Genomic DNA, 24,414 nt, shown 5'->3' on the forward strand with positions numbered 1-24,414 from the left:
CTAGTGACACGCCCCGTCACCGGGCCATGCCGCGTTTCCGCAGCTCAAGCCACGTTTTCACCGACTATGCCGCTACCTCTGCTGCGGAACTCCGGACTCACAAGGCCCCGAAAACGCATCAAGGCCGTTTCCATCTCTCGATGGAAACGGCCTCCGACCTGCGAAAACGCTGGTCGGGACGACAGGATTTGAACCTGCGACCCCTTGACCCCCAGCCGTCCATTCAGCCCAGAACCCGCAGGTCAGGGTCTGTCTCGTCCAGGCCTCGTGCTGCTTTTTGCGGTCCAGTGACACCCAGTCCGTGAGAGGCACGTGAGAGGCCGGTGGCCGCAGTGAGTCTCCTCTCTGCGGCTCACCCCGTTCTGAGCCGGGTTCCCCCTCATCGCCAGACGCCGGGCCAGATCCGTTGCTTCGACGAGCGGCCCTCGGTGTCCGGTAGTCATCGGACCTGGTCCAGCGGGTACCCCTGGGCGAGGGCAGCCGTGCGGAAGGCGGCGAGTCGGCCGGCGGGGACGGCGAAGTGGCGCTCCCCCAGCCTCGTCGCGACGGTACGCAGGCGCCGGTCCCCGGCCAGGAGAGCCGCCACCGCAGGGTCCGCGCATTCGATCAGGTGGACCGGGCCGGTGTCACGGACCTGGCCGAGGCGGCGAGCCGCATCATCCAGCAGCGTCGTGACGGTCTGCGGCAGCGGATGCCGGCTTGCCGCCTCCAGGTAGCGGCGCAGCTCGGCGAGGTCACGCCCGGCGTCTATGGCTCGGAGCAGGGAGCGGTGGGTGAGGCTCCAGACGCGGTCGCCGGTCTTGTCGGCGAAGGCGTCCAGGAGCAGGGCGTCGGCGGGGGCGAGTCCGTCGAGGGCGGCGATGTCGTGGTTGGGCAGAACGGTGATCTGGCCGGACGGGGTTGCCGGTCGGGGCTTGGGGCTGGGGGTGTAGGTGGCGCTCTGGCCGGTGGTGTAGGCGCCGAGTGGGTTGAGGCGTATGGCGAGCAGGCCGTCGTACCGGCTGAGTTGGTCGAGGTAGTCGCCGCCCCAGTTGTGCTGGTAGTCGGTGCGGGCTCCGGCGGGCGGGATGTAGTCGATGTCGATCAGGCCGAGGACTGCTGCGTATTCGAAGAGCACGGCGAGGGTGTAGCGGCCCTGGAGCAGCGGCCAGTCGTGGTGGCCGTCGTAGCCGAGGCTTCCGTACTGGGGGTCTTCCAGGTACAGCTTCCACAGGGCGCGTTCGGTTCGGGCGATGAGGGGGTCCTGGCCGGCTCGGCGCATCTGGACGAACAGGTCGTCCACGGTGATCCATTGGCCGGTGGTGCGGGTGGTGAGTGCCTGGCCGACAAGCTCGCGGCGCGGTCGGGCGGCGGTGAGGACATTGGCGGCGCGCTGGCCTTTGATTTCCTCGATCCTGGAGAACTCGTCCAGCAGGGTGTTCTTCAGCCAGCGCTGCCACAGGGCGGCAATGGTCTCGTGTGCGGGCTTGGCCAGGGCGGTTCGGCCGCGCGGGGTCAGCGTGAGCCTGCCGGAGGCCAGGGTTGCCAGGCCTCCGGCCTGGAGGAGCAGCGGCCAGGCGAAGGCGGCGATGGCCTCGTGTTCGTAGAAGTCGTTGTCGTCGAGGACTTCGGTGATCGCGGCGACGGTGGCCGCGCTGGGCCTGCGGGTCTTCTCGCTGCAGCGGAGCTTGCCCGTGGCGCACAGCTGGAGCAAAGCGGCCAGGTTGGCCTGCGCCTCGTGTTCGGTGGCGCGGATCCGGCGCTCTTTCTCCTGCTCGTCATCGAGCTGGTGATCGATGCTCACAACTGCCCCATCGCGACAGTGTAGTGAAAGCCGTCCGGGCCGCAGGACCGCTCCAGGGTGCGGACGATGTTCCGGGCGTCGTCGTGCGGGCCGGAGACGTAGAACGGCTTGCCCTCGCGGCCGAAGTCGATCGTAGGCTCGTCGCCCCGCACAGGCCCGAGATAAGGGGCGGTGTCCGCGAAGCCGGTTGCGGGCGAGAAGCCGAGGGAACGCGCGTACGCGACCGCGCCGTGCACGATCGTGCGAGCCTGGTCGAGCTCGATGCTCAGCGGCGGCCGGTCGAATGCCGAGTAGTACCGACGCAGGTACGCAGGGAGTGAGCCGGCTCCGATGACCTCCGGCTCAATGGTGTTCTTGACGCCCAGGCAGTGGACGTCCACCAGGAATCCGCACACCGTTACTCTGCTGGCCCGCTCCTGGCGGGCCACCAGTACCTGGGCGAAACCTGCCGTCTCCGAATTCTCGGCGGCGTGCGGGTCGGCCGCCGCCCACGCGGGCGCGGCGGCCAGTCCCAGGCCGGCGCTCCAGCCCGCGTTCACCCAGCACCCGATCACCGGCCGATCGGCCGGGGCCCTCCCTTCCGCCAGGCTCTCGGCCGCCTGTCGCAGCAGCGCACTCGCCTGCGCGGGGCGCATGCCCAGGGCCCTCGCGATCTGCTTCGGCCCGCTCCCGGCTGCCCGCAGTTCCAAGACCCTGGCCAGGACATCGTCGCTCTCCATCACCCGGGCATTGTCCATCAACCCCGGACACCGGAGCGCCCACCCCTGGTCGTTCAACCCGAACGGCTGGCGCATGCCCCAAACCGCCTCCGCCGCCCTGGCGGTGGCGGTACGCTGAGGCGTTCCAGGTCCGGCTTCCTGTCATGGGTCGCCCCGCTCGTATCAACCAGTCTGCTTCGTCCAGCCGCGGTCACGGGCGCGCGACCGGGCGGTAGCCGTTCCCGGCGAGCCAGGCCCGCGCCCGGCCGCGCTGCCGCTCCTCGGCGAACAGGTGGAACCGGCGCAGCTCGTCCTCACGGCGGGCCAGGACGTCCTTGAAGCGGCGGAACGCCCCGCGGCCGGAGATCGCGATCTTCAGGCGATCCGCGAAATCGGCGTCACCGATCGTGGCGATGAACAGCTCCATGTCCCGGTAGCCGTCCCGGGAACCCTCGCACCACACCGGCAGCCACCGCTCAGGGTCCTCGTTGTCCTCCGTCTGCTCGTCGGAGTCGGCCTGCTGCGGCCAGCAGTCACCGGTGGTCAGGTCGATCCGGCCACCGCCGAGGACCGGGTCGCCTTCCAGCAGCCCGGACAACTCCTCCAGATCCACCGGCAACGGCCCGAGCGGTGGCACCTGGCCGCGCCCCAGGGCAACCCCAAGCTGCCGCGCCAGCTCCGCATCCCCCTCCCAGTCGCGCTCACCGAGTGCGGCGATGCACCGCTCGGCCAGGTCCGCCGCCCCCGGCACCCGCGCGGTCACCGCGCCGCCGACCGCATCCCCGACCTGCTGCAGAACCTCCTCGAACGGCGGCCCCGACAGCAGCGCGACCAGCGCCGCCCCGTCGGCGGCGTGCCGCGCCGTGCGCAGCCGCCGCAGACTCTCCTGCGGGCCGTGAGCGCGTCGATGATATCGGCGCCGAACACCGTACCGGCGCCGCAGATCCGCCGGACCTCCTCGATCGCGGGGGTCGCCCGCAGCCGGACGACGTCGGCGCTGGCATCGCCCTGTTTCGCGTACCGCAAGTCGGGGCCGCTGCGGCGCGCGGTGGGATTCACCCGCAGCGGCCAGTTGGCCGGACCGGTTTCGTCCAGGGCCTCTTTGATGGCCACTTCCAGCGCCTCGATGTCCACCCTGATCCGGGCCCGGTCGCCCCCCCGGTCACCCAGGACCAGGCGTTGGACGGCGCCGATCCCGGCGATCGCAGTGCCGGCGAACAGGCCGTAGGGGGTCGCGCGGCCTCCCATCCTGCTGGCGTACCGGCCGATGGTGCTCTGCGCACGCGGGTGGTCCCCGGCCAGCGTGACCAACTCGGCACCCGCGGCCAGGGCCACGGCCGTGACCACCCTCGGGTCCCGGAGCACTTCGGCGGCAGGCCTTCCCCAGGTCTCCTCCACGCTCAATGCGGCGACGCGCAACAGTCCTATGTCGGCTGGCACTCGGTGTCCTTCCCTCTCAGCCGCAAAGCCCTGCGACCGCTTCGTAGATGTCCTTGACCGCTCGGCTGTGCGCGACGGGGTCCTGCGACACCTCGGCGATGACGACCTCGTCCGCACCGGTCATCCGCTGTACCCGGACGACCGCCTGGGCGCATTCCTCGACGCTGCCGGCGCAGTTGACGACCACGGGCCGGCGGTGCGCATCGGTGATCGTGGCGGCGGACCGGTCGCTGGTCAGCACCGTCATCGCCACCGCGGTCGTGCCCGAGTCCGGGCGCAACGAGCGGTACGTCTCGAACTGCTGCAGGCAGGCGTCCAGATTCGGGTTGAGGAAGAGGCCGTGGGAGTAGTTCAGCCCGAGCTTCCCGGCTACCTCAGCGGATCCGCCGCCCGCGCCGTGCATCCAGCGCTCGTGGGGCAGGTCCAGTGGCGCGATGGCCGGCGACCCGGTGTCGAGCAGTTCCAGCAGTTGGTCCAGTGCGGCCGTGAACTGCCGGTCGCTCTTGCGGAGGTGGTCGAGGATCTCGGAGCCCGGACCGCCGAAGTCACCGCGCCCGATGCCCAGGTCGAAGCCGTTGGGGCTGAGTCCGACCGCGTCCCCCACCTCGACGGCGGTGAGGTAGGGGTCGCGTACGCGCAGCAGGGTGACCGCCGAGGCCACGCGGGCGCGGCGGACGTGGGTGCCGAGCATCGCGGCGAGCAGTAGCGGGTTGGCACACGCGCTGGCCGGTCCGTGGTGTTCCGGGAGCCAGATCCGGGAGTATCCGACCTCGTCGGCCAGCAGCGCGGCCTCCGTCGCGTACTGCTGTTTCTCCTGACGTGACCGGTCCGGCGCGAAGTCGAAGTACTCGATGAGTCCGAGTCGCGGCGGCAGTGGGTGCTCGCCGGCCTGCCGGGTGGGGCCGTCCGTCCTGTCGGGGATCACCGGACCTCCGTGAAGACGCTCGCTTGCAGGGTGTACATCTCGGAGTAGAGGCCCTGAAGGGCCATGAGGCTCTCGTGCGTTCCGCTCTCCACCACCTCGCCCTTGTCGAGGACGAAGATCCGGTCGGCGTTGCGGACGTTGGAGAACCGGTGGGAGACGACGATCGCGGTCCTGCCGTTCAGGTGGGCCTTGATGTCGTTCAGCAGAGCGTGGTCGGACTGCGCGTCGAGCGCCGAGGTCGGCTCGTCGAGGATGACGAGTTCGCGGGAGCGGTAGAAGGAGCGGGCGATCGCGATCCGCTGGGCCTCTCCGCCCGACAGCGAGGTCCCATCCGCGAACTCCGGGCCGAGCTGGGTGTCGACACCGTTGGGAAGGCGTCCGATGATGTCCCCCGCTCCCGCGTCGTCGATCGCGCGGTCGATCCCGGCGCGATCCGGTGCGCGCCGGACATCACCGATGGACACGTTCTCGGCGACCGTGAACTGGTAGGTGACGTGGTCCTGGAAGACCGTGGTGACCTGGTCCCGCAGGGCCTCCTGGTCATAGGCCGCCGAATCCAGGCCGTTCCAGCGCACTTCCCCTGAGGTCGGCTCGTAGAGGAAGGCCAGGATCTTGGCCAGGGTCGTCTTTCCGGAGCCGTTGGGGCCGACGAAGGCCACCAGTTCGCCGGCCCGGATGGTCATCGTGACGTCCTTCAGGGCGTCGCGGTCGGCTGCGGGGTAACGGAAGCTGAGGTTCTCGACGCGGAGCTCGTCGAGCGGCTCGGGCTGCGGGCCCGCACGGTCCGCGCCACTCGTCCCCTGCGCGTACCGATAGAACTCCTGCTGGTCACTCAGGAACAAACCAGCTTCCGCGAGTTCACTCAAGGGCCAGCCGAGACTTCCGAGCTGGGCCCCGAGTTGCGACAGTGCCATCGCCGCCGCGATCACTTCCGGCGTGCCGAGCCGTCCCGAGTAGTAGAACCAGCCGAGGACGGCGATGCTGGAGGTCAGCAGCAGCCCGAGGGCGAGCTGCCCGCCCAGGAGGCTCCGCCGCTGCTTCCCTAGCAGTGCCCTGAGTTCGTCCAGCCGCTCGCGCGACAGCCGATCGTACCGCTCGGACAGGTGTGCCATCAGGCCGAACGAGCGTACTTCAGGGGCGGGTTGGCGGGTGGACATCAGTTGGCCCAGATACCGGCGCCGGCGTTCCAGCGGGGTCACCCGGCCGATGAACTGGAAGCGCTGGCCGGCCAGCCTGGTCGACACGAAGAAGATGGGGACCACGGTCAGCAGCACGGCGGGCACCAGCAGGGGCTCCAGGAGGAAGAGCCAGCCGACCAGGGCGGTGGCCCGCAGGGCCGCTGCGAGCAACGAGGTGGAACTGCGCACCACCTGGGTGGGCCGGTAGTCCGCCGTCGCCTCGGCCCTGGTCATCCGGTCGTGGATCTCGGGCCGGTCGAAATCGATCAGGTCGAGTGCGGCGATCGCCCGGTGCATGCGGGTGGCGGTCAGCCGCTTCACGTGCTCGGACAGCAACTCGCGGATGACCTCGCGGATGTTGTCGATCGAGGCACTGACGATGGTCAAGCCCACCGCGGCACCGAGCCAGGGGAGCATCGCTTCGACGGCAACCTTGGCGTCGGGCGCGGGGCCGCGCCCGACGAACGCCTGGGCGGCTCCGCGGATGACGAACAGCTGGCCGACGCCGAACAGCGCCGCCACGGCCGGCAGGCCCACGGCGAGTACGAAGAGCCGGCGGTCCGCCTGGTAGCTGAGCCGCAGAGAGCCTGCGATGTTCTGGACCAGTGTCCGTGATTGCGGCGCCTGCCGGCGACTGTCCTGTTTCACGCCAACTCCCTCATCCCTTTCCCCAACCCGGACCGGCCATGCGAGGACGACCGGCGCGGTGCGCCTCGCATGGCCGGCAGCAATCACGGCAGCGGGATCGCACCCGGGGGGCGACTACCCGTCACGCCGTTGTCAGCAGGTGCAGGTGGAACCCGGAGGGCAGTCGCACGTCCACTTGCAGCTCCAGCAGGTGGTGGACGTGGTCCAGTCACCCTCGACCGCCATGCTGGCACCGAGGTCGCCGCCTCCGGGGGCAGAGAACACCTCCTGGTCGATCGACAGGTCGAGCTCTCCGACCATTTCAGCAAGGGCCTGCGGCATATCTTTCTCCTTTCGGTGTGACCTAGATCTACACACTGGCACCCGAGCATCGATATCCGCTCAGGCCCATCCACAGAAACACACGGACACCGCACCGTCAACGCCCGAACGATGCCGCGTCGTCTATATTTTCGAGCCCTCACACTCCTCCCCTAGGGCACCTACCAAAGAGCCCGTGAGAGCATTTATCGAGGCATCACGAACGCTGCTGCGGGAAATATAGATGCAATATAGACACCCTTGCTAGGGTCGCTGCGGGCCAACTTCCGACCAAGCAGGGGGCACCATGAATGACCGGCTCAGCCGGCGAGGAGTGGCGCGGGTTTCGCTCGGCCTCGCCGCAGGAGCAGTTATCGCATCGATCCCGGCCAACGCCCAAGCAGCAGGCCGGTCGCGAGGGCCCAACGCCCGCGACGACGCCCGCGCCATGGAGCTGTGGCACGCGTTCGACCAGGACACCTACCACCGCCCGGTCCCCGCTTTCGCCAAGGCGATGGATGAACTCCACCAGAAACTCGGCGATCAAGTAGAGGGGGCGTTTCTCACATCCTGGCGCTACCACATGCGCGCAGGCACTTACCCGCAGAGCTTCGCGGCCCGGATGAAAGATTTCAAGGATCAGCTCTCAGCCATCTCGCAAACCGAGCTCGCAGTCTTCGACAGATTTTTTGGCGAAGACTTCAAGGGCCTCACCCGTGCCTTCTCGACATTCGGACAGGGAACTCTCTTCGATCCGCGAGAAGAACAGGGAAACCAGGTCCACACCATGAACTACGGCCCGAACGGCTCGGCACCACTCGGATACCACATCTGGCACGCCTTCATTCGCGCCATGGCCGAAACGGGGATCGATGCCGACCGATGGAACCAGATCAACCCGCTCGTCGGATTCGCCTGGGCGCTCCAGACCGCCGCGAAACCGTCGGTGGCCACGCCCAACCCCGGACTCCCGCACGATGTGGTGCACCGACTGGCCCACAAGTGGCTGAGGATGGATCAGCAGCAGTTGGATCAGGAGTTCATGAGCATCCCCTACCCGAACGGGATGTCCTAAAGGCACTCCCTCCCGGGCAGGAGGGTGGGGCCGCAGGACGGATCGGCTCTCCGAACCGTCCTGCGGCCCCTTGCCAATCGTGCCGCACGAGGTGGTTTACGGCAGAAGGCGGGAGCAGGACGACACCGCGACATAGGCCAGCCCGTCGTACTCCTCGGCCGGCACGGTCGGCGTCAGGCTCAACCGGTAGGTCCAACGCGGCACCAACGCACCGAAGCTTCGCATGACCTGGCTTTCATGGAGCCAGTGCTGTGCGCCCGCCGGAGCATCGGCGCTGGCCCGTAGATCCACCAGATGGTCCCCAGGGCAGGCGGCGGCGAGTCGCGACTCCACGGCAGCGGGGCGGGGTGGGCCGATCCGGTTGCCGACGGCGGGCGGGACGCCCGTCCATCGCCGATGTCCGGGCCACACCCGCCGCGCGCGAAAGGCGCCACTGCCGAACAGCAAACCGAGCGCGTAGTAGGCCGCACCGATCCGTGCGTTCAAGTGCCAACCCAGCACCGGAACCGCGCCACCCTGGCGGCCCTTCATGACATGGCAGTTGTGGGCCCACAACACGACCTTGGCGGACGGGTCCTCAAGCAGTTCCCCCATGGCATCGGCCATGTGGCGATCGCGTGCGGCGAAGGCGGTCTGCAACGGATCCGTGTGCCGACGAGCGTGTGTCGCCACGTCGGCGGCTCGCACCAGGATTCGGGCATGTTCGATCGCATCGGCCGCTTCAGGGCCGAACTCATCGAGAGCGTGGAGGAGTTCGTGCGCATCACGCACCAGTCGCCGGGCACCCGGGAACGATCCCGGATTCGCCATAGAGAGCACGCCGAGGGCAGAGTGGAGGGTGGTCAAGCGCTCCGGTGCCACTTCGCGAAGAAATGAGTCCAGTACTGCGAGCGAGCCCCCGCACCGCTGCGGATCGATGCCTGCGAAGCGCACCTTCTCATCCTCGGGTCGGCCGCGGTTGTAGGCGCGCATCCACTCGATCACCGCGAGCACCTCATGAGTCCGCCAAGTCCAGAACCCCAACCCGGCAAGCACCTTGCCAGCCTCCCCGGCACCATGGCGCACATAGGCGTCAACTGCCGGACCCGCCGACGCGCTCGCTTCCATGGCCAGGGTTCGGAAGCCCAGCTCCGTCACCAGGAACTCCAGCAGGCGATGCTTGAGCTGGAAGAATTCACGCGTGCCGTGCGTGGCTTCCCCCAATCCCACGATCCGTACGCCAGCGAGAACCTCCTTCAGCGGCTGAAGGTCAGCTGTGGGGGCTCCTGCGACAAGGCTGTTCAACGGCAGAGCATTTTGGGCCAGCCAGCCGGTCAGCTCGGCTGCCGCGGCGTCCCGGTCCATCAGGCTTCGGTGTCGGGAGCCGGTCGGTGATACGCGTCTCTCGACTCCTCCCCGGGCTCGCCATTGTTGCCGATCAGACCGCGCTCAGTGATCTGCACGCCGTGGAGACGGAAGGCGCACTCCGGAGCCGCCACCCGGGCAAAGTCGATCGCCTCCACACTCTTCGACCAGGGCACGTACGTAGCCATGACGCCGCTGGCTCCAGCCAAGCCCCGTGATTCGCTCCAGATTCCGGGGTTAGTGACAAGGACCCAGCTGCGACTGTGCTCCAGCCACATGTATGAGTGCGTGACCTTGATGGATCGCATGTCGCATAGCTTACGCAACTACGGTGCCACACCGACAAATTGACGGATATCACGCGCTGTTCGAACAATGACGGTGAGCATCAGTCGAGTCAAGTCGCACTGCAAGGTGATCTCCACGTGCTGCGTCCACCTGGTAGATGGCCACCTGCTCAGCCTCTCGGCCACCTGGGGCGACAGCATGGATGACCTCCTCGGTACCGCGCCTGCCTCCGCACCGATCTCCTCGCGTTGGCCGGGCCGAGGCGACCTGACGCCGCGTCCCAAGGGCGACGGTCGCGGGGGAGGGGGCAGAGCCCCTAACTGCTCCGGCCGGAGGATCAGCCCGGATCTCGGCTGCCGACGACGGCACTGCCTGCTGAACGTCGCGATCTCCTGGACCGGACGTTGGGCGTCCTCGCCCGCGACCTGTACGACAAGACCGCGACTGCGCCGATCGGCCTCGACGAACACCTGCGAAAGGCCACGATACGCCCGGCGCCGTGGTGGAGTTCGCAGTCGCCCGCCTCACCCCGGTCGTCATCGTGCCCCAGGTCTTCGACCAGCTCCAGTACCTCTTCTGCCGCGTCCCAATACGCTGGCGCAGCGTCAGAATAGCGCCATCACTGCTATCAGCAGACTCTGGAGGTATGCCTTCAATGACCCGTTACAGCATCGACCGTGAACGACACGAGCTGATCGCGACCTGGGGAGCGGGCGAGGGTGATCTCGCCACCAGGATCACGGCTCTCCCCGCCGACGCAGATACCTCGACGCTTCTGGGCCTGACCCGCGCGCTCACCCACCTGTCAGAAGCCGCGTGGCGCACCTACACCCACCCCGCCAGCGCCGCCGGTTCCCTGGCGCCGAACACCGAGGGCTGGCGCCGCGAGCAGGAACGCAAGAGCTTCGACGAGGTCGCCGAGGCCATTACCCAGCCGAACCTCCCGCAGGGCGGCATGCTCGACGTCTCCTACAGCCCCCTGGTCGAATCCGCCCACCGCACCGGCCGCGCCCTGCACGCCCTCGACAATTCGAACCTCACTGCGGCTGTCCTCGCGGAAGCCATCACCGAACTCGCCGCCGTGGAAAGCGCCGAACTCGGCGATCTCACCGACCGCGCCCGCCAGGCCGTCCTCCTCAGCCGGGAAAGCGCTTCCCCCGTCCAGATCGCCGCCGCCGACCACCTGCTCGAACAAAACCCCTTCGGCCCTGCGGCGCTGTTCTCCGAGATCGACCCCACCGCCGCGGCCGTCGCCGAGGCACACTGGCTTGCAGCGGCCGCCCAGGTCACCGCCGAAGCCTCCGGCCAGTCCCCCACCACCGTGCTCCTCGAAGCCGACAACATCGAAGCCCTCCCCCACGAAACCCCCGCCCTCGTCCTCGGGCTCCTCGAAGCCGGCACCTCCCCCTACGACGCGATTACCGGCCTGGTACGCCACGCCCTCCACATCGCCAACGGCCTCCTCCCCGACCTCGCCGGGCTGCGCGAACAACTCGAAGGCCTCGACGACGAACTCGCCGATCACGTCGGCCCGGACGCCGACCCCGAGGACACCGCCTGCGCCTGACCCCGCTCGACCCCAAACGCCCCGCCCGCGACCTCCTCGAAGACCTCCTCGCCGGCATCCACGGCTGCTGGCTCCTCCACGAGGAATACGACGAACTCGACGACGAGGAGGGCTGGGACGACGAGCACGCCGAAGCGCACCAGGACCACAGCCGAAGCCATTTCGCCCAGCTCGTCCGCGAAACCGCCACCGTCCACCACGACCGGCTCGTCTGACCATCTGCCCGACCGTCGACCGGTCGCGCCCACCCGTGTCCATATTCCCCCGCACCTTCCAAACGAGGGCCAGTCGGCATCCACACACCGTTGCTCCGTCGTCGGCACGACAACACACCTCACCCTGGCGCCGCGCACTCCACTACGGCCAGCCCAGCTGCCCCCCGCCATTCGGTGACACCGTGTAGGCGGTCCTGCGGCGGTAGGCGTTCGGTGGCCACGCCGGGCTGCATGCCCCCGCGACCCCCGTCACGAGATCCCCGGCCCGAAGTCCGTCGCCCACCCGGTCCGCGCGAGCACCACGTCAGCCGGAGAGGGCGCCAACGAGCCCGAGCGGCAGCTGCCCCCGACCCCGACGTGCCCAGATGCGTCCCCTCTCGCGGCTACGCCCACGAGATTGGCAGAGCGCGCACCAAGCGCCGCTGGGTCAAACCTGGCTCCGAGTCGGATTGGGGTGAGCACCGTGTCGTGCGCTGTGGGTGTGCTTCGGGCCCCTTTGCTCGGTGCGACCTCCGGGAGTCGCAGGAGCCTAGCCCGACGCGCCTGGCGAGGATCAACGAGAGCCTCGTCCACATGCACTGCAACCGCCTGTTCGGAGTGGACCCGGAGGCAGAGCTCCGGCTCACCAGAGCTGTCCATCGAAGGCTCCGTCAGGTCCCGACCGCCTGACGGCCCGACCGCGCACCGCGTGCAGCGAGAGCCGGGGAGGCCCCGGGAGATCGACTAGGGTTGCTGAGACCACGGCGGCTCAAACCCGGCATGAGCAGGGCGCGTTGCAGGTAGGCTCGACAGATCATCATTGCTGAGGAAAGGCTGCGCTCACCGTCCCCTGGCGTTGAACACCGTCTGAGCCTCGTGCGGAGCAGCGGCCGGGTCGTCAGACGCGTTGGCTCCCGACCCTGTCGCTCACCGTCCATGTCATGGGCCGTTGCGGATGATCCCCGGCGGGCGTGAGGTGCCAGACGCAAGCGGGCCGAGGTGCCACGGGATGCACAAGGGTGGGTATCCATGAACATGCCGTACAACGACGACTACGAACAGCGCACTGACGAGACGGCGCCGACCTGGTACGCAGCCGGTCCGCCGGACGGGCACCTGCAGTCCTACGTGGGGGAGAGCTACGACCCGTCCCCCACGATCGATCTCGCCATCCCGAGGCCGGACCGGCCGGCGGGCCGACATGCCGCGCCGAGCTCCCGCGAAGCTGGGAGTGGTCACGCTCCCGCCGAGGACACGGGCTCCGACCAGGCCGCGAAACGCAGCTCCGGCCTCCTGAAATCCAGCGCTCTGATGGCGGCCGGCACCATCGTGTCCCGGTTGACCGGCTTCCTCCGCACGCTCGCGATGGCGGCGGCCATCGGGGTCGGTACGCTGAACGACACGTACCAGGTCGCCAACGTCCTCCCGACGATGATCTACATTCTGGTCGCCGGAGGCGCGCTGAACTCCGTCTTTATCCCCCAGTTGGTCCGCGCGATGAAGGAGGACGAGGACGGCGGAGAGGCCTACGCCAACCGCCTCGTGACCCTGGTCCTGGTGCTCCTGGGCTGCATCACCGTCGGCTCCGTGCTGGCGGCCCCGTACCTCGTCCAGATGATGTCACCGTCCATCGGCGACGACCCACAGCGGCTGGCGGTCGCCACGACCTTCGCCCGCTACTGCCTGCCGACCATGTTCTTCATGGGCGCACACGTACTGCTCGGACAGGTCCTCAACGCCCGGGGCCGCTTCGGCGCGATGATGTGGACCCCGGTCCTGAACAACATCGTGATCACCGCGGCCTTCGGCGGTTTCGTCTGGGCCTTCGGCGGCTTCTCGCACTCCGGCGTCACCGCCGACACCATCACTCCCGAAGGCGTCCGGCTGCTGGGCGCAGGTACCCTGCTAGGCCTGGTCGTGCAGGCCCTCGCCATGGCGCCGTACCTCCGCGCGACCGGCTTCAGGCTCCGCCCGCGCTTCGACTGGCGAGGACACGGCCTCGGCAAGGCCATCGGCCTGGCGAAGTGGACCGTCCTGTTCGTCCTCGCCAACCATGCCGGTCTCCTCGTTGTCACCCAGCTGGCCACCTGGGCTGGACCGGTCGCCGAGAAGCAGGGCCATCCCGGAACCGGCATCACCGCCTACAACTTCGCGCTGCAGCTGTGGCAGATGCCCCAGGCCATCGTCACCGTGTCGGTCATGACGGCGATCCTGCCGCGGATCGCCCGCTCGGCCAACGACGGGGACGTAGGCGCCGTGCGCGACGACATCTCCCACGGCCTCCGGACGTCGGCTGTCGCCATCGTGCCGTGTGCCTTCGCCTTCCTGGCCCTCGGCGTGCCGACGGCGACCTTCCTGTATGCGGGCGCAGGTCCCGGTGCACAGAACATCGGCTACATCCTCATGGCCTTCGGCCTCGGCCTCATCCCCTACTCGGTGCAGTACGTGGTCCTGCGCGGCTTCTACGCCTACGAGGACACCCGCACGCCCTTCTACAACACCGTCGTCGTGGCCCTGGTGAACGCCGTCGGATCCGGAATCGCCTTCGCCGTCCTGCCGGCGCGCTGGGCCGTCGCGGGCATGGCCGCGGCATACGGCCTGGCCTACGCGGTCGGCGTTGGAATCGCCTGGCGACGCCTGCGCCGACGTCTGGGCGGGGACCTGGACGGCGCACGGGTCATGCGCACCTACACCCGGCTCGTCGGCGCCGCCGCTCCAGCGGCAGCCATCAGTGGCGCACTCGCGTTCATCCTCCTCAAGAGCCTCGGCAACGGTGTTCTGGGTTCCTTCTCCGCCCTGGCCCTGGGCGACCTCGCGCTCCTGGGTACCTACCTCGCCCTCGCACGGACGATGAAGGTCAGGGAAGTCGACGGCCTGATAGGCATGCTCCGCACGAGGGTTGGCCGATGAACCGCTCGTAGTACTCACAGCGATACTCGGTCTCAAAACGCGGCGACAAGGTGCAACCGTGAATCGACTGGCTGCGTGCCCAGGACGGCACGAAGAAGTAGGCGGGACACGCCCACCGTACGTCGTCTGCCAGCAAGAGTCGGCGGACGACGTACGGTTGGGCGTGCCCGAGCGTCCGGCCAGGAGCCGTCGCCGGTCCCGGCCGCTCCTGCGAACGCCCAGCCCCGGGGACGTATCGCGCCTCGCGTGGGACACCCGATGGGGGCCGCTGATCCAGCAGGCGTTCGGCGCGGCCTGACTAACGGCGAAGGGCGGCTGTCGCATCGGTAACTCGATGCGACAGCCGCCCTTGCCGCCGCCTGCCCGCCTTGTAGGGATACCAAACGCGACGGCCCGCCCGGGGCTCGGCTCCCGCCTCTGACGACCAGCAGGACCAGCGCGCTGTGCGGCCGCCTCAGTGGTGGGACAAGCTCCAGAACAACGTCCGTCGAACGAGGACACCGACGTGCACCTCGTCCAACTGGGGTGGCTCCCCCTGCTGGTCTGGGAGCACAAGGGCGCGGACACCGCAGTGGCCAACGTGGACGAGGCCCTCGCGTTCCAAGGGCACCCCCGGGCCCTGGGGATCCAGGGCGGGGCTGCACAGTGATCACGGAAAACGAGCCGACACCGCGACTTGCCGGTGCACGGTCACGGCAAGCGCAAACTCACCCGCGGAATCACGACCTGCGCTTTGCGCACTTGTCGCCACGACAAGGGATCGTCCCAGGTCAGAGCAGGTTTTGGTGCCCCTGTGAGAGCGGGGTGAGTGCGGCGTTGCTCGACCTTCGATCCGCAGCGCGGGAGCATGAGCGTGGCAATTTCACACGAACCTCCTTTGGGGGCGATCACCATGCGCTCCGCAGCCCACACCGGGCACGTCTTCCGCCGGTGCGGCTGCCGCGACCACAACGGCAGGCAGCTCGGGGCCAGCTGCCCCAAGCTCGCCACCGAGCCCGATCACGGCACCTGGACCTTCTCTCTCGACCTCCCCTCCCCCGGCCGGCACCGCAACATCGTCCGCCGCGGCGGCTACCCCACCGCCGAAGCCGCCCGAACCGCCCTGCGCCGGATGATCGAAGGGCGGGCCGGCGGCTTCAACGCCGACCCCAACCAGACCATCACCGACTACCTCACCTCCTGGCTCAAGGACAAGAAGCTCACCCTCAAGCCCACTACCTACGTCCGCTACCGCGATTACGTCACCAACGACCTGATCCCCGCCTTCGGTCAGGTCAGGCTCGACGATCTCGGCCACTCACACATCGCCGCCTTCGTTCACACCCAACTCGACGCCGGACGCGGCGAAGTGACCGTCCACCGCTGCCTCGCCACGCTCTCCAGCGCCCTCGGCGACGCCGTCCGACACCACCGGCTCCCCTACAACCCGGCACGCCCGACCGTCATCCCGCGGCCCGCCGCAGCCGAACGCCAGATCTGGACCGTCGAGGACGCCATCCACTTCCTGCACTGTTGCCGCGCCGCCGATCCCGCCTTCGCCGACCTCATCGAGGTCCTCATCGGCACCGGCATTCGCAAGGGCGAAGCTCTCGGACTGCACTGGAACGACGTGCACCTGCCCGAGCGTGTCCTCTACGTCCGCTACACGCTCTCCGCCGTCGACAACAACCACCTGATCATCACCTCGCCGAAGACCCGCAGCAGCAAGGCCTGGGTCGCCATCTCCCAGCGCGTCGCCGTCGCCCTGCGTCACCGGGCCGAGGCAAAGAGCCCCTCACCCGCCCGATCGATCCGCGGCGGCTTCGTCTTCCACCGCCCCGACGGACGCCCTCTCCACCCCGAATACGTCCTCAACCACTTCCACTACCTCTGCCGTGAGTTCGGCGTCCCCCGGACCACCATCCACGACCTACGCCACCTCGCGGCGACCATCTCGATCACCGCCGGGGTGCCCCTCACCGTCGTCTCCAAGACCCTGCGGCACGCCACCCTGTCCATCACCGCGAACATCTACGGCCATCTGACCACCCAGGCCGCCCGTGACGCCGTCGACACCATCGACCACGCCCTCACCACCGCCGACCAACCGGTTCCCGCCCCTATCCAGCTCCCCCACCCGAGAACACCGGACACTCAGGCACGCCGAAGCCCCAGACAACTCACCACGGCCAAGAATCCAAACCAGAAGGCAAGTTGACGCTCACGCCCGGAGGTCGAGAAGATCCATCTCAGATCACCGATATCACAATGCACTCACAAGGCCCCGAAAACGCGTCAAGGCCGCTCCCGCCATCAGGCGGAAACGGCCTACGACCTGCAGTTTTGCAAGTCGGGACGACAGGATTTGAACCTGCGACCCCTTGACCCCCAGTCAAGTGCGCTACCAAGCTGCGCCACGTCCCGTGGTCTCGTGCCGTGCGGCTGGGCCTGGGGGGCTCTGCCGGTTGGCTTTTCGACCTTGTCTCCGGTTGTCCCGGCGACGTGGAAAACAATACAGCACGTCGGGGGGTGCTCGCTGCCAGGTTCGGGGGTGGGGTGGTCAGGGGGTCGGGTGGCGGGCGTCGTAGGTGAGGAAGGCGGGGCGGCGGGCGGCGAGGAGGAGGGCGGCGGCAACGCAGGCGAGGCCGCCGGTGATCACGGAGGTGGCGGGGCTGGTGAGGGCGGCGACGGCGCCGGACTCGAAGTCGCCGAGGCGGGGGCCGCCGGCGACGACGACGGTGAAGATGCCCTGGAGGCGGCCGCGCATCTCGTCGGGCGCGGCGACCTGCATCATCGTGTTGCGGAAGATCATGCTGACGGTGTCCGCGCAGCCGGCCACCGCGAGCAGCAGGAGGCCGAGCCAGAGGTTGTGGAGCGCGCCGAAGGCGGCGATGGCGAGACCCCAGGCAGAGACGGCGGCGAGGACGGCGGCGCCCTGGCGGTGGACCCGGCTGATCCAGCCGGAGAACAGCGCGCCGATGAGGGCGCCGACGGCGGGGGCGGCCACCAGCAGGCCGACGGTGCGGGCGTCGCCGCCGTAGAAGGTGACGGCGATCGCCGGGAAGAGGGCGCGCGGCAGGCCGAAGATCATCGCGGCCAGGTCGGCGAGGAAGCTGGTGCGCAGGTTGGGCTGCTCGCGCAGGAAGCGCAGCCCGTCGAGGACGGAGGCGCGGCCCTTGCGTTCGCCGAGCGGCCGCATGGCGGGCAGGCGCCACATCGCGTAGAGGGTGCCGGTGAAGGCGACGGTGTCGATCAGGTAGGCGGCCTGGGCTCCGTAGGCGCCGATCAGGACGCCGCCGAGCATCGGGCCGACGGTGAGGCCGAGGTTCATGCTGACGGTGGCCAGGGCGTTCGCGGCCGGGAGCTGGTGACTGGGGACCAGCCGGGGGATCATCGCGGACCGGGCGGGTGAGCTGAGCGCGAAGAACCCGGCCTGGACGGCGACGGCTGCGTAGAGGACGGCGACCAGGCCGAGCCCGGCGATGGCCTGTGCCGCGAGGGCGGCGGAGACGGCGGCGAGGCCGGCCGAACCGATCAGGCCCAGCTTGCGCCGGTCGACGGTGTCGGCGATCGCGCCGCCGTAGAGGCCGAAGGCGACCAGCGGGACGAACGAGAACAGGCCTACCAGGCCGGTCGCGAAGGCGGAGCCGGTCAGGTCGTAGACCTGGACGGAGACGGCCACGGCCGTCATCTGCTGGCCTATGGAAGAGACCACCTGCCCGAACCAGACCCGGCGGTAGTCGGGGTGCTCGCGCAGTGGACTGACATCGGCGAAGGCCCGCCGGTACCAGGGACGGGGCTCCGCCGTCAGTCCTGGGGCGGACGGCTCATCGGCCTGCACCGGGGCTGACGGCGGGGCGGGATCGGCGGCTGAATTGGCAGGATGATTGGTCGACACAGCCTCCATGCTCCGCCCCGCCCCTCACGCGCTCCGCACCGGGGCCGACACCACGACCGGCCCCGCCGCCCTGCCGGACTACCCCGTCAGCACCTGCTTCTCCCCGGCCTCCACCGCGAAGTCCAGCCGGTTGCCCGGCGGGGGGAACGGGCAGATGAAGTGGTCCGCGAAGGCGCAGGGCGGCAAGTAGGCCCGGTTGAAGTCCAGGACGGTACGGCCCTGGTCGTCCGGCGCCGGCAGGGTGATGAAGCGGAAGCGGTAGGTGTCGACGCCGCTGGTGGCGTCCGCGATGACGCCGCTGAGGCGCTCGCCGGCGAGGCTGACGGTCAGCGTGCGGTGCTCCCCGGCCACCGTGAACTCGATCTTCCCGGTGACGGCCAACGGGCGGTCTTTGCCGTCCGCGTTCGGGACCACGACCGACTGCGCCGCGTCGTCGAAGGGGGTGTAGACGGCGGGTACGGCCCATTCGGGCGCGTAGGGGTAGGCGGAGATGCCCATGAAGGCGGCCCGGCCGGGCGCGGCCGGGTCGAAGACCCGCAGGGCGAGTTCGCCCTCGCGCTCGATCGGGACCAGCAGCAGGTCACCGAGGACGGCGGTGTCGGCGACCGGGTCGGTGTCCGGGCGCAGCAGCACCTCGCCGTCCACCGGCCCGTCGGCGCCCGCGACGGTGATGCCGTCGGCCGCTGCGGCCCGTACCCGGACTCCCCCGGTGTCGGCCCACCAGCGTCCGGGCAGGCCCGGGACCTCGGTCGGCTCGGGCTCCAGCCAGTGCGTGCCGGTGAGTGCGAGCTGGCCGTGGAGCGCGCTCACCGATGCCGCCCGCCTGTCGCTCCAGTGCTTCCAGTCCTCCGCCGCCGTCGCAGTCATCGGTCAACCCTCCCGGTCCGGTCCGTGGACGGCCCGCCGTTCGGGCCGTCCGTTTCGGTCATCCTCCACAACACTGCCCGCCCGGACGGATCATTCCCCGTTCCGGGGCAGCCGCCGGTACCGCAAGGAGACTGCAAGGACGTCGAAAGGGACGGCGATGCGACGGCGGTACGGCGGCAACACACGAGCAGCTCAGCCCTTCAGCGGCCGGAACAGGCCCTCTTGCACCACCGATACCACCAGCTGCCCGTTCCGGTCGTATATCTGCCCGCGCGCGAGGCCACGGGCGCCGTGGGCTATCGGGGACTCCTGCTGGTAGAGCAGCCACTCGTCGGCCCGGAACGGCTGGTGGAACCACATCGCGTGGTCGAGCGAGGCCATGTCGAAGTGCCGGGTGCCCCACAGCGGCTCGACGGGGGCGCGGACGGCGTCCAGCAACGTCATGTCGCTGGCGTAGGTGAGGGCGCAGACGTGGATCAGCGGGTCGTCCGGCAGCGGGCCGTTGGTGCGCAGCCACACGCCGCTGCGCGCCTCGACGCCCTCCAGCTCGTCCTTGCTCCAGCGCAGCCGGTCGACGTAGCGGATGTCGAAGGGCTGGCGGCGGCTGATGAAGGGGGGCAGTTCGCCGAGCCGGGAGCCGACCTCCTCCAGGGCGCTGGGCAGTTCCTCGGGGGCGGGGACCTCCGGCATCGGGTACTGGTGCTCGATGCCGCCCTCCTCGGGTCTGTGGAAGTCGGCGGTGAGCGCGAAGATCGACCGGCCGCCCTGGATCGCGAGTACCCGGCGGGTGGTGAAGGATCGGCCGTCGCGGATCCGGTCGACCTGGTAGACGATCGGCACGCCGGGCACCCCGGGGCGCAGGAAGTACGCGTGCAGCGAGTGGACGGGGCGCTCACCCTCCACCGTCCGCCCCGCCGCGACCAGCGCCTGGCCGGCGACCTGGCCGCCGAAGGTGCGCTGCAGCGCCTCCTCGGGGCTGCGCCCACGGAAGATGTTCAGCTCGATCTGCTCCAGGTCGAGCAGATCGACAAGGTCGTCGACGGGGGTACCCACGCGCACGCTCCCTCTCAGGGCTTCGATTGATTCTTCAGCTCACTCGAATTCTCCGGCGACCCGGGTCATTCCCGCTCACCGGGCTCGAGCCACCAATTCACTCGAACGAGCAATCGATCAAGCGCACGGCTGGCGCGTCCCCGGAGCCGCAACGAAGCCACAACGGAGCCACCACGGAGCCGCAACCGCACCGGAGCCGCCGAACCACCGGCCCCGCCCACGCGCCGCCTACCCCGCCAATCCCGACTCCCGCACGGTGATGTTGAGCCGCCCCACCAGTCCCAGCGCCGGATCCGCCGACCCCGGCACCGTCCGCACCACCCCGTGGTACGCGAACCGGCTCGGGCCGCCGAACACGAGCAGGTCCCCGCTGCGCAGCTCCAGGTCCGTCCACGGCCGGGTCCTGGTCTCGGTGTTCCCGAGCCGGAACACGCAGCTGTCACCGAGCGACAGCGAGACCACCGGCGCGTCCGTCCGCTCGTCGCGGTCCTGGTGGAGGCCCATCTTCGCACCGTACGGGTAGTGGTTGACGATCGCGATGTCCGGCTCGTAGGCCGCCGCGCCCGCGATCTCCGCGACCCGCTCCCCGTACGCGTCCGCCACCGCCCGCCGGGCCAGGTCCACGAGCAACGGCGGGAACGCCTTGACCGGCGCGCCGTCCTCGGCGACCCGCGCGTACCCGTACGGATACCAGTGCCAGCCGAGGCTGACCATCCGCACCGACATCACCCCGCCCGTCGGCATCCGCACGGTGTGCAGCCCGGCCGGCGGACGTGCCCACTCCCGGCAGGCGGCGATCAGGCGCAGCTGCTCGTCGAGGCCCAGCCAGCCGGGCAGCAGGACGGCCCCGGGCGCGGGCTCCGAACGCTCCCGGGCGGTGGAGCCCGCAGGTAGGTCACCGAACAGCTCGCCCTGGATCACCCCACCATCCTCCCGCACCACCCGGCCCCGCCACCCGGCCCCGCCACCCGGACCTCACCCGCGACCCGACCCCGACCCCGACACGGCCAATGCGATCGTCACCCGGATCCGGCATGACAGCCGACCCTCGACAGCCCCCACCCCCACCGGCTCCGACGCGCCGAGAACGCCGACGGCCGCTCCCCCGCACAGCGGAGGAGCGGCCGTCACAGCCCGGGCGGCGGAGCTCAAGCGGCCCAGTCGCCGAGAAGCCCGAGAGGCTGAGAACCTCAGATGCTCAGGGTCTGGCCCGGGAGGATCAGGTCGGGGTTGCCACCGATGACCTTGGCGTTGTTCTTGTACAGGTCGTGCCAGTCCAGGCCCTGCGCGGCGGCGATGGCGCTCAGGGTGTCACCGGACTTGACGGTGTAGCTGCCCTTGGCCGGCTTGGCGTCGTTGAAGCCGGTCCAGGACTTGGCGGCATCCTTCTGCGGCGCAGCGTCAGCCTTGGGGGCGGCGGCCTTCGGCGCGGCCTCGGCCTTGGGAGCAGCGGCCTTGGGAGCAGCGGCCTTGGGAGCAGCGGCCTTCGGCGCCGGGGTCTGCGCCGGCTTGGCGGCAGCGGCACCGGAACCCGCCGAGGTGTCGACGGCGGCCGGGGCGCCGCCCTTGGTCAGACCCGCCTTGACGGAGCACACCGGCCAGGCGCCGGGGCCCTGCGAGGCGAGGACCTTCTCGGCGACGGCGATCTGCTGCGCCTTGGTGGCCTGGTTGGCCTGCGCGGCGTAGGCGGTGCCGCCGTAGGCGGCCCAGGTGCTGGAGGTGAACTGCAGACCGCCGTAGTAACCGTTGCCGGTGTTGATGGCCCAGTTGCCGCCGCTCTCGCACTGGGCGACAGCGTCCCAGGTGGAGACCGGGGCGGCGGAGGCCGAGGTGGCCGTGACGAGGCCGGCCACCGGCAGGGCCGCGACAGCGGCGCCCGCCACGACAGCCATCCGAACGCGGTTGCGCTTGGTGGCGGTGGAGGTGGTGGCAGCGGCATTCTCGTTACGGAAAGTCATGGGGTTCCTCTCGACAGCCCCGGGCGGGCATGCGGAACCAGGCCCTGGAGAGGGCCGCGATTGCTTGCCGCGTCCGTCGGACGGCCGTGCACGTGTCGGACGTGCCGCTGCCGCCCTGGCCACCCACCCGCTCACCGGCGACCTGTTCGAGCGATCGCGTCGGCGGGCACCTGCCTGCCCGGCGGGAACCGGGGGCTATGCGTCGGGGGTGAACCCGGGTGGCGCTCGTTGCGCCGCCCAAGAAGCTACGAGCCGCTCGGCGGGGAAACCAAAACTCGACCGGTCTGCCCAGCTCAGCGAAGGGTTACCGGCAGTAATAGCCACGCATTCTTGCCCGAAATGTCCGATTTGGCCATTGATTCCTAGACCAAACCGTGCGGCGGCGTGACTCACCTCACGGCTTCATTCCGGCAGCCCTGACATCGACATCGACAGATTGCGACCAGGAGAACACGCGGCGCGGTCGGATCCGGGGCAATTCCCGTCAGCCTCGTCAGGCACCCGTGACGCCTGACACAAGGGCCCGTTGGGCATGGCGACCTCCCCGTGTCCACCCCCGAACCCCATCCGCACCCATCCGAGGAGACCCTGTGCCGCGCATGCTCGACGTCAGCGACGAGGTCCGGTCCGAGATCGGCGACGACGAGGCCGACCGCCTGCTCGGCGGCGACCGCGCCCCGGACAGCTACGAATGCACCTCCTGCCGCACCCCCGGCGACACCCACGCGGAGCCCACCAGCACGGTGCTGTTCGTCGGCGACGAGACGGCCGTCCTCGCCTTCGCCCACGCCCGCTGCGTCCCCTCCCAGGTGGTCCCGGTCTCCGAGGAGCAGCTGGCCGGCGCCGTCCGCAGCATCAGCCAGACCCAGCCCGCCGCCGCCCCGAACCTCACCGTGCCCGCCCCGGCTGCCCCGGCCGCTCTGGTCGGACCGGCCGATTCCCCGACCCAGCCGACCGCCCCCGGCCAGGCCGCCATCCTCGGCATCACCTGCGGGCTCGTCCTGCACGGCAAGGTGGGCCACGCCTCGCTGGTGGTCGAGCCGACCGGCCCGGTGGGCCGCCCCGGCAGCGCCTCCGGCGAGGACGAGTTCCTCGACCTCCTCCAGGACGCCGGCTTCCAGCGGGTCAGCGACCTCGACGAGACCCCGGACCAGCTGCCCGGCTGGTCGGTCCTGGTCGCCATGGGCAAGCTGCACGCGATCCTGCAGCCCGCCGCGGCCGGCGGCAGCACCGGCTGGTGGCAGGCCCACCAGCCGCTCCAGGTGACCGACGCCTGGCGGATGGCGGCCAGCCAGCTGTCCGAGGTGACCATGTACGCCGTCCCGGCCGGCATGGTCGGTCGCCAGCCCCGCGAGGACCTGTTGCGCCAGGCCCTGGAGCGGGCGGTGGCGCTGGGCCAGGTGGTCGCCGCCTCCCTCCCGCTCGCCGGCACCTGATCGGCCGCTCCGGCGCGCCGGACGGTGGCTACTGCCAAAGGTCGGCAGCGGCCACCGTCCGGGGCCCGGCCCGTACCTGACGCCCCCGGTACGGCGGACCCCCACGCGCCCGCCCCCACCGGCCTCCCCCTCCACCGAACGCCCCCGCATCCCCACCGCCTCTCACTCGTTGGCCCCTACGTGTACAGCTACGACGTCTCCGCACCCGCCGGCCGGTCTACCACCGCCCCCCGCTCGATCCCGGGCATGCGCCCGTCGTACGACGCGGAGCACCCGCACTCGACAACCCCGATCTACGACGAGCTGTACTCCGAGTACCGACGGCTGTTCCGTGCCCTGCCGGGCGACCGCACGGGCGAGGAGGATCTGAAGTTCACCGGCTTCGCGGTCCGCGACCGCTACCCGCAGCTCGGCGAGCAGCGCGCGTACCCGCCCCAGCAGCAGTCCTTCCACACCTACGCGGGCCAGCCGCCCGGCCTCCCCCATTTCGTGCCGTCCCAGCAGCAGCACCCCCACCCGGGGAACAGCCAGGAGCCCATCGCCCCCACCGGCGACGGTCTCGGCCAGGCGGCCCCGGCCGCGCCGCCCGGCGTCCAGTTCACCGACGGCCAGGGCTGGGTAGCGGCCGGCTACCTCGGAGCGGTCGCGCACGCCGTGCCCGCGCCGCCCCCGGCCCCGTCCCCGACGCTCGGTACGGCCGCCGGCCTCGTCGCCACCCCGTCGTCCACCGGCGGCCGCCACCGCCAGATGCTCTCCCTCCCCCCTGGCCGCGCCGGGGAACACCACTGACAGCGGAAGAGCCGGCGAACACCACTGACACCCGGAAAACCGAAAGGGCCCCGCCACCACGGTGACGGAGCCCCACGGCCCTAC

The 24,414-nt window shown here is 69.9% G+C and carries 23 protein-coding genes and 1 tRNA gene; 8 read left to right on the forward strand and 16 right to left on the reverse strand.

Annotated features, from left to right (window positions below; translation table 11 throughout):
• Positions 1–439: 439 nt before the first annotated feature.
• The 7 genes from ACH4E7_RS36935 to ACH4E7_RS36965 all read right to left on the reverse strand — a co-directional run bounded on the left by ACH4E7_RS36935 (position 440) and on the right by ACH4E7_RS36965 (position 6,993).
• Positions 440–1,783 carry a helicase-associated domain-containing protein gene (locus ACH4E7_RS36935; RefSeq protein WP_396253567.1) on the reverse strand — a complete coding sequence of 448 codons (1,344 nt, stop codon included), beginning with the start codon at positions 1,781–1,783 and terminating at the stop codon, positions 440–442.
• On the reverse strand, positions 1,780–2,577 hold the full coding sequence (locus ACH4E7_RS36940) for a hypothetical protein (protein ID WP_396253568.1): 798 nt from the start codon (positions 2,575–2,577) through the stop codon (positions 1,780–1,782). Before ACH4E7_RS36940 ends, ACH4E7_RS36935 begins: the two co-directional genes overlap by 4 nt.
• 115 nt (positions 2,578–2,692) lie before the next feature.
• Complete coding sequence (locus tag ACH4E7_RS36945) at positions 2,693–3,244, reverse strand: UPF0158 family protein (RefSeq protein ID WP_396253569.1); 552 nt, start codon at positions 3,242–3,244, stop codon at positions 2,693–2,695.
• The gene (locus ACH4E7_RS36950; RefSeq protein WP_396253570.1) at positions 3,241–3,921 is read right to left on the reverse strand and encodes a lantibiotic dehydratase; all 681 of its coding nucleotides are present in this window, start codon (positions 3,919–3,921) and stop codon (positions 3,241–3,243) included. Before ACH4E7_RS36950 ends, ACH4E7_RS36945 begins: the two co-directional genes overlap by 4 nt.
• A gap of 16 nt (positions 3,922–3,937) precedes the next feature.
• Positions 3,938–4,846, reverse strand: a complete 909-nt coding sequence (locus ACH4E7_RS36955; RefSeq protein ID WP_396253571.1) for an LLM class flavin-dependent oxidoreductase — start codon at positions 4,844–4,846, stop codon at positions 3,938–3,940.
• A complete protein-coding gene (locus ACH4E7_RS36960; protein ID WP_396253572.1) occupies positions 4,843–6,672 on the reverse strand; it encodes an ABC transporter ATP-binding protein in 1,830 nt (609 codons plus the stop codon). The genes ACH4E7_RS36955 and ACH4E7_RS36960 overlap by 4 nt, the downstream gene beginning before the upstream one ends.
• A gap of 132 nt (positions 6,673–6,804) precedes the next feature.
• The gene (locus ACH4E7_RS36965) at positions 6,805–6,993 is read right to left on the reverse strand and encodes a hypothetical protein (protein ID WP_396253573.1); all 189 of its coding nucleotides are present in this window, start codon (positions 6,991–6,993) and stop codon (positions 6,805–6,807) included.
• A 286-nt stretch (positions 6,994–7,279) separates the two neighbouring features.
• On the opposite strand from ACH4E7_RS36965, the gene ACH4E7_RS36970 reads away from it, so the two are divergent.
• A complete protein-coding gene (locus ACH4E7_RS36970; protein ID WP_396253574.1) occupies positions 7,280–8,047 on the forward strand; it encodes a hypothetical protein in 768 nt (255 codons plus the stop codon).
• Between the two features lie 96 nt (positions 8,048–8,143).
• Here ACH4E7_RS36970 and ACH4E7_RS36975 read toward each other — a convergent pair whose 3' ends face one another.
• Positions 8,144–9,391: an erythromycin esterase family protein gene (locus ACH4E7_RS36975; RefSeq protein ID WP_396253575.1), complete on the reverse strand. Its 1,248-nt coding sequence runs from the start codon at positions 9,389–9,391 to the stop codon at positions 8,144–8,146.
• Complete coding sequence (locus ACH4E7_RS36980) at positions 9,391–9,699, reverse strand: hypothetical protein (protein WP_396253576.1); 309 nt, start codon at positions 9,697–9,699, stop codon at positions 9,391–9,393. Before ACH4E7_RS36980 ends, ACH4E7_RS36975 begins: the two co-directional genes overlap by 1 nt.
• 479 nt (positions 9,700–10,178) lie before the next feature.
• On the opposite strand from ACH4E7_RS36980, the gene ACH4E7_RS36985 reads away from it, so the two are divergent.
• Positions 10,179–11,246 (forward strand): hypothetical protein, encoded by a 1,068-nt coding sequence (locus ACH4E7_RS36985; protein ID WP_396253577.1) that lies wholly within the window; start codon positions 10,179–10,181, stop codon positions 11,244–11,246.
• Here the strand turns inward: ACH4E7_RS36985 and ACH4E7_RS36990 are convergent.
• Positions 11,201–11,569, reverse strand: coding sequence for a hypothetical protein (locus ACH4E7_RS36990; protein ID WP_396253578.1), 369 nt, complete (start codon positions 11,567–11,569; stop codon positions 11,201–11,203). The genes ACH4E7_RS36985 and ACH4E7_RS36990 overlap by 46 nt on opposite strands.
• A gap of 123 nt (positions 11,570–11,692) precedes the next feature.
• Between ACH4E7_RS36990 and ACH4E7_RS36995 the strand changes: the two genes are divergently transcribed.
• The 4 genes from ACH4E7_RS36995 (at position 11,693) to ACH4E7_RS37010 (ending at position 16,547) form a co-directional block, all read left to right on the forward strand.
• Positions 11,693–12,130: a lantibiotic dehydratase C-terminal domain-containing protein gene (locus tag ACH4E7_RS36995; protein WP_396253579.1), complete on the forward strand. Its 438-nt coding sequence runs from the start codon at positions 11,693–11,695 to the stop codon at positions 12,128–12,130.
• Positions 12,131–12,469: 339 nt separating this feature from the next.
• On the forward strand, positions 12,470–14,350 hold the full coding sequence (gene murJ, locus ACH4E7_RS37000) for a murein biosynthesis integral membrane protein MurJ (RefSeq protein WP_396253580.1): 1,881 nt from the start codon (positions 12,470–12,472) through the stop codon (positions 14,348–14,350).
• Positions 14,351–14,855: 505 nt separating this feature from the next.
• Complete coding sequence (locus tag ACH4E7_RS37005) at positions 14,856–14,999, forward strand: hypothetical protein (protein ID WP_391606200.1); 144 nt, start codon at positions 14,856–14,858, stop codon at positions 14,997–14,999.
• A gap of 243 nt (positions 15,000–15,242) precedes the next feature.
• Complete coding sequence (locus tag ACH4E7_RS37010; RefSeq protein ID WP_396253581.1) at positions 15,243–16,547, forward strand: tyrosine-type recombinase/integrase; 1,305 nt, start codon at positions 15,243–15,245, stop codon at positions 16,545–16,547.
• Positions 16,548–16,679: 132 nt separating this feature from the next.
• On the opposite strand, the gene ACH4E7_RS37015 is transcribed toward ACH4E7_RS37010, so the two are convergent.
• The 6 genes from ACH4E7_RS37015 to ACH4E7_RS37040 form a co-directional block, all read right to left on the reverse strand.
• A tRNA-Pro gene (locus ACH4E7_RS37015) sits at positions 16,680–16,753 on the reverse strand.
• A 136-nt stretch (positions 16,754–16,889) separates the two neighbouring features.
• Positions 16,890–18,140: an MFS transporter gene (locus tag ACH4E7_RS37020; protein ID WP_396253611.1), complete on the reverse strand. Its 1,251-nt coding sequence runs from the start codon at positions 18,138–18,140 to the stop codon at positions 16,890–16,892.
• 165 nt (positions 18,141–18,305) lie between these two features.
• Positions 18,306–19,094, reverse strand: coding sequence for a DUF1684 domain-containing protein (locus ACH4E7_RS37025; RefSeq protein WP_396253582.1), 789 nt, complete (start codon positions 19,092–19,094; stop codon positions 18,306–18,308).
• A 192-nt stretch (positions 19,095–19,286) separates the two neighbouring features.
• Entirely contained in the window at positions 19,287–20,147 is an 861-nt protein-coding gene (locus tag ACH4E7_RS37030; protein WP_355672797.1) for an acyl-CoA thioesterase II, read from the reverse strand.
• Between the two features lie 228 nt (positions 20,148–20,375).
• On the reverse strand, positions 20,376–21,065 hold the full coding sequence (locus tag ACH4E7_RS37035) for an alpha-ketoglutarate-dependent dioxygenase AlkB family protein (protein ID WP_396253612.1): 690 nt from the start codon (positions 21,063–21,065) through the stop codon (positions 20,376–20,378).
• A 272-nt stretch (positions 21,066–21,337) separates the two neighbouring features.
• Positions 21,338–22,105: a transglycosylase family protein gene (locus ACH4E7_RS37040; RefSeq protein WP_396253583.1), complete on the reverse strand. Its 768-nt coding sequence runs from the start codon at positions 22,103–22,105 to the stop codon at positions 21,338–21,340.
• Positions 22,106–22,695: 590 nt separating this feature from the next.
• Here ACH4E7_RS37040 and ACH4E7_RS37045 point away from each other — a divergent pair.
• Both ACH4E7_RS37045 and ACH4E7_RS37050 read left to right on the forward strand, forming a co-directional pair.
• On the forward strand, positions 22,696–23,541 hold the full coding sequence (locus tag ACH4E7_RS37045) for a hypothetical protein (RefSeq protein ID WP_396253584.1): 846 nt from the start codon (positions 22,696–22,698) through the stop codon (positions 23,539–23,541).
• A 246-nt stretch (positions 23,542–23,787) separates the two neighbouring features.
• Positions 23,788–24,330, forward strand: coding sequence for a hypothetical protein (locus tag ACH4E7_RS37050; RefSeq protein ID WP_396253585.1), 543 nt, complete (start codon positions 23,788–23,790; stop codon positions 24,328–24,330).
• The last annotated feature ends 84 nt before the right edge of the window (positions 24,331–24,414 follow it).

Origin of the sequence: Kitasatospora sp. NPDC018058 (genome assembly GCF_044327205.1) — a bacterium.
Classification (GTDB): Bacteria; Actinomycetota; Actinomycetes; order Streptomycetales; family Streptomycetaceae; genus Kitasatospora.